The sequence below is a fragment of the Mesorhizobium sp. M0830 genome (genome assembly GCF_040319965.1).
Classification (GTDB): Bacteria; Pseudomonadota; Alphaproteobacteria; order Rhizobiales; family Rhizobiaceae; genus Mesorhizobium.
This window is the reverse complement of record NZ_JAMYOR010000114.1, coordinates 1-6,925: the sequence shown is the minus strand read 5'-3', so window position 1 is coordinate 6,925 and position 6,925 is coordinate 1. Positions and strand designations below refer to the sequence as shown.

Annotated in this window: 6 protein-coding genes; 3 read left to right on the top strand and 3 right to left on the bottom strand. The window is 62.9% G+C overall.

Features of this window, described 5'->3' with window-relative positions:
• The first annotated feature begins 272 nt into the window (after window positions 1–272).
• Window positions 273–404 carry a hypothetical protein gene (locus NKI20_RS33160; protein WP_280948931.1) on the top strand — a complete coding sequence of 44 codons (132 nt, stop codon included), beginning with the start codon at window positions 273–275 and terminating at the stop codon, window positions 402–404.
• A gap of 27 nt (window positions 405–431) precedes the next feature.
• Here the strand turns inward: NKI20_RS33160 and NKI20_RS33155 are convergent, their stop codons facing one another.
• The 3 genes from NKI20_RS33155 to NKI20_RS33145 all read right to left on the bottom strand — a co-directional run bounded on the left by NKI20_RS33155 (window position 432) and on the right by NKI20_RS33145 (window position 3,344).
• Window positions 432–1,223: a metallophosphoesterase gene (locus tag NKI20_RS33155; RefSeq protein ID WP_352838179.1), complete on the bottom strand. Its 792-nt coding sequence runs from the start codon at window positions 1,221–1,223 to the stop codon at window positions 432–434.
• A gap of 161 nt (window positions 1,224–1,384) precedes the next feature.
• Window positions 1,385–2,521: an alpha-hydroxy acid oxidase gene (locus NKI20_RS33150; RefSeq protein WP_352606613.1), complete on the bottom strand. Its 1,137-nt coding sequence runs from the start codon at window positions 2,519–2,521 to the stop codon at window positions 1,385–1,387.
• A 19-nt stretch (window positions 2,522–2,540) separates the two neighbouring features.
• On the bottom strand, window positions 2,541–3,344 hold the full coding sequence (locus tag NKI20_RS33145; RefSeq protein ID WP_352838177.1) for a FadR/GntR family transcriptional regulator: 804 nt from the start codon (window positions 3,342–3,344) through the stop codon (window positions 2,541–2,543).
• A gap of 210 nt (window positions 3,345–3,554) precedes the next feature.
• Between NKI20_RS33145 and NKI20_RS33140 the strand changes: the two genes are divergently transcribed.
• Both NKI20_RS33140 and NKI20_RS33135 read left to right on the top strand, forming a co-directional pair.
• Window positions 3,555–4,877, top strand: a complete 1,323-nt coding sequence (locus NKI20_RS33140) for a DUF3422 family protein (protein ID WP_352838175.1) — start codon at window positions 3,555–3,557, stop codon at window positions 4,875–4,877.
• A gap of 285 nt (window positions 4,878–5,162) precedes the next feature.
• A complete protein-coding gene (locus NKI20_RS33135) occupies window positions 5,163–6,659 on the top strand; it encodes an FAD-linked oxidase C-terminal domain-containing protein (RefSeq protein ID WP_352838173.1) in 1,497 nt (498 codons plus the stop codon).
• The last annotated feature ends 266 nt before the right edge of the window (window positions 6,660–6,925 follow it).

The window sequence follows — 6,925 nt, the reverse complement described above, 5'->3', positions numbered from 1 at the left end:
TGCTCAAGGTAAGTCTTTGTCGCAGAAGCATTTTCCTTGATTCGGAGCCCCGATGCACTTCAACTGTGTGAGATATCCGGGCTAGAAGGCGCGCGCTCCGCATCTTTTGTGCAACCGCGATGAACCTTTGGTGTGACCGGCGCGACACACCGTCGATACAGAACGTGCCTAGAAGCGCAAAATCGTCGAAATTTTGAAGCGAATTCTCCGTTTCAACGCATTGGTAACCGCCTCGTGCACAGATGCAGAAAGCTCAACAAGAGATGACCTCCGTGAAAGCAGCGCTTCTGTCCTTTGCCATGTTGTCCGCCATCGTGCTTTGCGGTCTGGGTATCTATGCCGCGGACGCGGCCAACAACCACAACGCCGTCGACGGCTACGGCGTGACCGCCTCGCTGCACTAAAGCCGAGCGTCCTCGGCCACGCAGCGGTCAAGCTTCCCCTATTTTCCCAGGTTTCTTGATCGTCATCGTCAGGATACGTTTGTCCGAGCCGTCGACGACGAGCGCGGTCAGCATGCCTGATTGCCAGGCAAGCGTGTCGACATTGACGCGGTTGGCCATCACTTCCGCCTCCGGTACCGGCGTGTGGCCGTGCACCACGATCTTCGGATAGAGGCCGGTGTGATCGTGGAAGACGTCGCGGATCCAGATCAGATCCTGCGGGTTTTGCCTTTCCAGGGGGATGCCCGGCCGGATGCCGGCATGGCAGAAGAAGAAATCGCCTAGCGTCACTGAAAACGGCAGCGACCGCAGGAAGTCGACGTGGCTTTGCGGCACGGCCTCGATCAGAGCCTGATGTCCTTTGCGCACGGCCGCCTCGGCCTTGCCGAACCATGCGCTGGCGCTATCGCTGATCGCCACGCCGTAGGACTGCGCCGTCTGGATGCCGCCAAACCGGATGAAAAGTCCGTCCGGGTCGGGCCTATTGAGAAAATCGAGAAAGCCGATGTCGTGATTGCCGGCCAGCATCAGATGGCGCGGGTCGCGCTCCCGCGCTTCGATCAGGAAGTCGATGACACCCTTTGAATCCGGACCGCGGTCGACATAGTCGCCAAGATGGATGACACGCCAGTCGGCGGGCGCCTGCGTCTCGATCTCGGTCTTGATGCGCTGATGCATGGCAGCCAGCAGGTCGAGCCGGCCATGCACGTCGCCAATCGAATAAACACGCACCCCCTCCGGCCCATGCGCGTCGAGAAAGTGGATACCGGTTTCCGCCAATTTCTCATTGTCTCCGTGATCAGGCTGTCACGGAACTCTAGAGCAGTTCCAGGAAAATTGTGAAACGCTTTTCCCGGAAAAAGCGCATAGCGATTTCACTTGGGAACAGCGACAAAACAAAGAGATAGAGCGTTTCTGCGTTTCGTGAAACGACGCCAGCTCTAACGCCGGAGCTGGTCTTTGCCCATGTCGGTGACCAGACGCTTTCCGCACAGTGCCAGCGTGATGTCCATCTCCTTGCGGATGATTTCCAACGCCTTGGTAACCCCTCCTTTGCCGAGCGCACCCAGGCCGTAAAGAAATGGCCGGCCGATATAGGTGCCCTTGGCGCCGAGACAGAGTGCCTTCAGCACATCCTGGCCGGAGCGGATGCCGCCATCCATATGCACCTCGATCGTGTCGCCGACCGCATCTGCGATCTCTTCCAGCACGCCGATCGATGAGGATGCGCCATCGAGCTGGCGTCCGCCATGGTTGGAAACGATGATCGCGTCGGCACCGGTCTTGGCCGCCATCAGCGCGTCTTCCTTGTCGAGAATGCCTTTGAGGATCAGCTTGCCGCCCCAGCGTTCCTTGATCCAGGCGACGTCCTTCCACGACAGATGCGGATCGAACTGCTCCGCCGTCCACGATGCCAGCGAGGACATGTTGCCGACGCCCTTGGCGTGGCCGACAATGTTGCGGAAGGTCCGCCGCTTGGTGCCGGCCATGGCGGCACACCAGCGCGGCCGGATGGCCATGTCGACGATGTTCGTCAGCGTCAGCTTGGGCGGCGCCGAAAGCCCGTTGCGGATGTCCTTGTGGCGCTGGCCGAGAATCTGCAGGTCGAGCGTCAGCACCAGCGCCGAGCATTTCGCCGCCTTCGCCCTGTCGATCAGGTTGAGCACGAAATCCTTGTCGCGCAGCACATAGAGCTGGAACCAGAACGGTTTGGTGGTTACGGAGGCAACATCTTCGATCGAGCAGATGCTCATCGTCGACAGGGTGAACGGCACGCCGAATTCCTCCGCCGCCTGCGCCGCCAGCATCTCGCCATTGGCGTGCTGCATACCGGTCATGCCGGTTGGCGCCAAAGCCACCGGCATCGACACCTTTTCGCCGATCATCGTCGATGCCAGCGAACGGTTGTCCATGTCGACAAGAACGCGTTGGCGAAACTTGATCTTCTGGAAGTCCTCTTCGTTGGCGCGATACGTGCTTTCGGTCCACGAACCGGAATCGGCATAGTCGAAGAACATCTTCGGCACGCGCCGGCGCGCGAGGTCCTTGAGGTCGGCGATGGTCAGGATGTGGCTCATGGGCTTCCCGTTTCGACAGTTAGGAGCGTTTGCGCGCAGGTTCGGTGTCGGTGGTGACGACACGCTGTTTCAGCCGCAGCCGTGAGACGCGCTGCCAGTCGCCGCTACGCTCAGCCTCCGCCATCGACCGTTCGACATAGGTGATGTGGTCCATCGCTGCTTGCCGGGCAGCAGCCGGGTCGCCGGCCTTCACCGCCGCATGGATCGCGCGATGCTGCGCAAGCAGCGCTTCGCGCGCGCCGGGCACCGTGAACACCAGGAGCCGGTTCTGGAAAACGCCTTCCGACAACAGCCGGTAGCAGGAGCGCAGGGTGTGCAGAAGGATGATGTTGTGCGCGCACTCACAGATCGCGTGGTGGAACTCGACGTCGATTTCAGCCTCGTCGTCGAAGTCGCCGGTCCGGTGCGCATCGTCCATGCGTGCCATGATCTTGTCGAGTAGCGCCATATCGTCTGGAGTGGCGCGCCGCGCCGCGTATTCGGCCGCCACCGCTTCGATCTCACGGCGGTATTCCAGATAGTCGATCACAGCCTTGCGGTGCATCGAGATCAGGTCCGTCACCGGCTTGGTGAACAGCTGGCCGATGACATCGGCGACATGCGTGCCGCCGCCGGGCCTTGTCGTCAAAAGGCCGCGCCCTTCCAGCGCTTTCAGCGCATCGCGCAGGATCGGCCGCGACACGTCGAACTGGCGTGCGAGCTCGCGCTCGCCCGGCAACCGGTCGCCGGTGCGCAGCACGCCTTCGAGGATGAGGCTCTCGATCTGCTGCACCACCTCATCGGCGGTGCGCGAATGCTCGATCCTGGAAAAAATGTCGCTCAACTCGATGCCTGGAAGGTGACCCGCTGTCGCGCAGGATAAAGCCTGCGTCGCCAACTGGTCAAATTATTTATCCAATTGGCCCAAGCATGTCGATTTTGCCGCCGGGCAACATGTCATCTTCGGCTAAACTTTGTTGTTTGCGTCACCGGGCTATTGGCTCTAGAGGGACGCGAGTGCAAGAGGGTTCAAAGAAACCCCGGGGAACACGCCGTGTCAGACGACCCGTCCAATCTCGAGTTCCAGCCGCGCGCCAAAGGCAGCGTCATGGGGTTTCCCGCGCATGAGGGCCGGCCCGGCGCGCTCGGCGAGGTCCATGCCCGGCCGCATCCGTTGATCGAGAAGCCGCGCGTGCTGGTGCAGCTCGCCTTCATGACCGAGGGCGGTTCCGGCGTCGACCACGCGGTGCTTTCGGAACTGTCGCGACGTCTCGGCATCGCCGCACCCGACCGGCAGGCCCGCCATCATGCCATGAAGTGGGGCAAGGGTTCGCTGCGCTGGGAGCGGCACACCGAATTCTCGACCTATCTGTGGGAAGGGCCGCTCTCCGAAAGCGGCAGGACGCCGGAAGATTCGCCATTCGGCAACGGGTTTTCGCCGCCGGGAACCGTCATTTCGGGTATTCGGCTCGAAATCCGCAAATGGACGCAGGTCAGCGAAAGGCTGATCGCAGGCTTTGATCCCACCAGCCTGTGCTACTCGCTGGTCGAGCGCGGCAACGCCGCCATCGTCACCGATTTCCGCCAGGATGGCGACGGCATGACCCGCATGCTGGTGCTCGACCGCGGCCTGACCCCGGCGCGCACCGGCGCGCTGTCGCAGCGGCTGATCGACATCGAAACCTATCGCACGCTGGCCATGCTCGGCCTGCCGTTGGCGCTGAACCTGTCCGGCCGCGCCCGCCGCATCGAGGACCGGCTGGCGCAGACCACGCTGGAGATGAAGGTCGCTCAAACCCGCGACAGCCAGACCTTGCTGGCCGACCTGACGGAACTTGCCGCGGAACTGGAAGCCGACGCGGCGTCGAGCCTTTACCGCTTCGGCGCCAGCCGCGCCTATGACGGCATCGTCGGCGAGCGGCTGGAAGCGCTGGAGGAAGAAGCCGTGCCCGGCTACGACACCTGGGGCGGGTTCCTGCAGCGCCGCGTCGCACCGGCCATGCGTACCTGCCGCTCGGTCGAGGAGCGGCAAGCCAATCTGTCGCGAAAACTGACCCGTGCTACGACGCTGCTGCGCACCTGGGTCGATGTCGAGGTCGAGAAGCAGAACCGCGACCTGCTCGCCTCGATGAACAACCGCGCCCGCCTGCAACTGCGCCTGCAGCAGACCGTCGAAGGGCTCTCGGTCGCCGCCGTTTCCTACTATGTGGTCGGCCTCATCGGTTATGTCGCCAAGGGCGCCTCGATCTTCGGCCATGCCTTCGCGCCGGAGGTTATCACTGCTGCTTCGGTGCCCGTCGCCATCCTGCTGGTCTGGTGGGGCGTGCGCCGCGTACGCCGGCTGCATTCCGAACCCGGCAAGCTGGCGGGGGAGTAGCGCCTTCACCCTCCCCCTTGTGGGGAGGGTCGGTGAGCAGCTTGAGCGAAGCGAAACCTGCGAAACGGGGTGGGGGTGCTCATAGGGTGCTGGCCTTGCGCCGCACCCCCACCCCGCTCACTTGGTTCGCGACCCTCCCCACAAGGGGGAGGGCAAGACAGCGGCAGATTGCCGCTGCGGAAGCTGTCTCGTCGGTGAGGCTGGACTTCGCATCACCGCAGCATTTGCAACCAGCGCGCTTCATTGGTAAAAGATTTTGACCAGTCAAGCGAAACGAGGCTGTTGATGTCCGGCCTGGCCATGCCGAAACCAGACGACGCCACGATGCGCCGGCGCGACGAGATCGTCGCCGACATGCGCATCATTGTGCCGGGCGAGGGCGTCGTCGACGCCGCAAATTCCATGCGTGCTTTCGAGAGCGATGGCCTGACAGCCTATCGGCAGCTGCCGCTGGTTGTCGTTTTGCCGCAAACGGTGGCCCAGGTTTCCCGCGTGTTGAAATACTGCAACGACCGCAACATCCGCGTCGTGCCGCGCGGCTCCGGCACCTCGCTGTCGGGCGGCGCGCTGCCGCTGGAAGATGCGGTGCTGCTGGTCATGAGCCGTTTCAACCGCATCCTTGCGATCGATTTTCCCAATCGTGTCGTCATCGCCCAGCCGGGCGTCACCAATCTCGGCATCACCACCGCCGTCGAGCAGGAGGGCTTTTACTACGCCCCCGATCCATCCTCCCAGATCGCCTGCTCGATCGGCGGCAACGTCGCCGAAAATTCCGGCGGTGTGCACTGCCTGAAATATGGCCTCACCGCCAACAATGTGCTCGGCATCGAGATGGTGCTGATGAATGGCGAGGTGGTGCGGCTGGGCGGCAGTCACCTCGATGCGGAAGGCTACGACCTGCTTGGCATCATGACCGGCTCGGAAGGGCTGCTCGGCGTCGTCACCGAGGTCACCGTGCGCATCCTGAAGAAGCCGGAGACGGCGCGCGCTTTGCTGATCGGCTTCCCGACCAGCGAGCAGGGCGGCCAGTGCGTCGCCGACATCATCGGCGCCGGCATCATTCCGGGCGGCATGGAGATGATGGACCGGCCGGCGATCCACGCCGCCGAGGATTTCGTCCATGCGGGCTACCCTCTCGATGTCGAGGCGCTGCTGATCGTCGAGCTCGACGGACCGGGCGTCGAGGTCGACCATCTGATCGGTCTCGTCGAGGCCATCGCCTACAAGAACGGCTCGACCACCTGCCGCATCTCGCAATCCGAGCAGGAGCGGCTGAGCTTCTGGGCCGGCCGCAAGGCGGCTTTCCCGGCGGTCGGCCGCATCTCGCCCGATTATTACTGCATGGATGGCACCATCCCGCGCAAGGAACTGCCGCGCGTGCTCGCCGGCATGCGCGAACTGTCGGAGAAATACGGTCTCGGCGTCGCCAATGTCTTTCACGCCGGCGACGGCAATCTGCACCCACTGATCCTCTACGATGCCAATGTGCCGGGTGAGCTCGACAAGGCGGAAGGCTTTGGCGCCGACATATTGCGACTCTGCGTCAAGGTCGGCGGTGTCTTGACCGGCGAACACGGGGTGGGCGTGGAAAAACGCGACCTGATGCCGGAAATGTTCACCCAGGTCGACCTCGACCAGCAGATGCGCGTCAAATGCGCCTTCGATCCCAACCATCTGCTCAACCCCGGCAAGGTCTTCCCGCAGCTCCGCCGCTGCGCCGAACTCGGCCGCATGCACATTTCCGGTGGCAAGCTGCCGTTTCCGGACATTCCGAGGTTTTGATGTAATGGCGTCTCAAAACGAGAGTTCCTCGCCCCCGCAAAGCGGGGGAGACGAGACCATTCTTGCAGCGCTGGAAGGACAACCAGGATGTCATCACTTCAGATCTGAGGTTCGTTTTAGCGGCCAAGCCGATCAGAGGCGACGCCCTATGATTGCCCCCTCTCCGTGGGGCGCGTTGCGCGCGGCCCCACAACCCCCACGGTAGGGGGGGGGCGGACCCACGAGCCCGGAGACACACGACCAGCCCGGCGGGGATTAAACAAACA

Coding starts and splice junctions, on each gene's coding strand:
- NKI20_RS33150 (WP_352606613.1), bottom strand. CDS start 2,521: ATGAGCCACATCCTGACCATCGCCGACCTCAAGGACCTCGCGCGCCGG.
- NKI20_RS33135 (WP_352838173.1), top strand. CDS start 5,163: ATGTCCGGCCTGGCCATGCCGAAACCAGACGACGCCACGATGCGCCGG.